1 protein-coding gene is annotated in these 1801 nt (G+C 43.5%); it reads left to right on the top strand.

The annotated features are described in order from the left end of the window. On the top strand, positions 1-1801 hold a 1801-nt coding region (locus PGLA_RS27900), incomplete at both ends, for a hypothetical protein (protein ID WP_068531379.1).

Raw genomic sequence — 1801 nt, 5'->3', positions numbered from 1 at the left:
GGATATCAACATTCTTGCGCAGCCGAGCGGAAATACACTTACATACACGCTTCATTATAGCAACGGTAGTGATAGCAATGTAAGTCTTGTCGATTATTTCTCCAAAGTAACCACAGCAGGTGGGACGACGGTACAAGGAAACCCTATCACGAGTGATGCGACTATAAAATCGGTGCCCGCCAAGAGCAGCCTAACCGTAACTTATTATGTGAATATCGGCAAGGTTACAACAGTAAATCAAGCCAAAGTTTCAATATTCGGATGGGATTTCAACAGTGCGGATTATCAGAAAAGGCTGGGTGTTTTCACGGTTCCGGCCAATTATTCATTTGTAGCTGCTAAAGGCCAGAGCAAGAAGATCACGATGAATAATCTCCCTATAACGACCAAGGCGGAAAGCCTGCAAATTGTTCGACTTAACGGAAAAGTATACATGAGGGTAGGGGTCAGTCTAGCGAATTTGGGGACAAAAGTACTTAGCGATCCCGGCTATAAAGCATACCTGGCATCAGCCGGTGGTACGGTATTCGAGCTCAAGTTGGATGATGCCAGTAGCAGTTACAAGGTGCAGCCTCAGGAGAAGAAAACGATATACTACATGGGAGAAATCCCTTCTTATATAAAAACCGTTAATATGACGCTGCAATTCACGCAGGAAGATTCGACGTTAAAGATTGATCTTCCAGTCCATTCCTTCAGCCTTCCTGCAGCAACAACTTCTAACTTAACCGTGGCTAATTATGCAGTTAAGAAAATTTCCATTGACAAGAATACAGTGGAAACGCAGATTTTGAGCGCTTCCGTATATTCGGAGAACGACACCGCGAAATGGAGCCTTCAATTCCGGATAAAAAATGTCGGTAATAAATCGGTAACTTTACCCGCCTACGAGCTTGCCATTAAAGCCAAGGAAGGATTCACTATTCCGGTGGATACAAAGGCGCTCACCAAGCTAACCTTAAAGCCGTTTGAAGAGAAGATCATTGATCTCAGCGCGGATGTGCGATTAAATCTAAATCAAAGCACGTTGCAGCTACAGTTAACTGAACCCGCTGTTGCCGACAAGATTATTGTTCCGACTGCGTATTATCAAATCCCTTATTCTCAAGAAAAAAATAGCTTTATTGGATTAGAATCCATAATGGAGAACAGTCATGGAACGTTCGGGGTAAAGCTCGACTCCATTCAGCGGCTACCATGGGCAGATGAAGATCAAATCGTAGCTAAAATCAGCATCCGCAACACAAAATTGACTACAGTAAAACTGCCTGCTCTCAAAGCTTTAGTCAAAGCGGGACTGAACGATATCAGCAGCACGGTCCAGATCGTGGCAAAAAATGCTCAAACGTCCCTTGCTCCTAATGAAACGGCAGAGATGTATGTGATAGCCAAAGTTCCTTATTCCTATAGTATCAATCAATTAAGGGTTATACTGCAGGAAACCTCAGGTGATAACGTTACGAACTTCCTCTCATTGAATACAACGATGCTAAATAATGCAATGAATACCGTTGTGGCAGGTGGCTCTTTCCATATTGATGTGACAGGCAAAAAAGCAGAAATCCGCGAACGTCGGACAACTATCTATAGTGGGGGCAGCTCCAATGTGATGTATACAGAGCTGGAAATGAAAAACGAAGAACCACGTCAATTGAAACAGGCTCAGCTTGTTGCCTACTACAAAACACCTGATAATCAATATTATGAGGCCAAAGTTAGTCAATCGTCCGACGCAACAAGCCCAAATGGTAAAAACCTGGTTACCGTCTGGAGTAAGCTTCCGCAGAGTGTGAATACCTCA

It is taken from the genome of Paenibacillus glacialis, assembly GCF_001637205.1.
Taxonomy (GTDB): domain Bacteria; phylum Bacillota; class Bacilli; order Paenibacillales; family Paenibacillaceae; genus Paenibacillus_AQ; species Paenibacillus_AQ glacialis.
The sequence above is the reverse complement of the archived record's forward strand: the minus strand, read 5'-3'. Positions and strand labels throughout refer to the sequence as shown.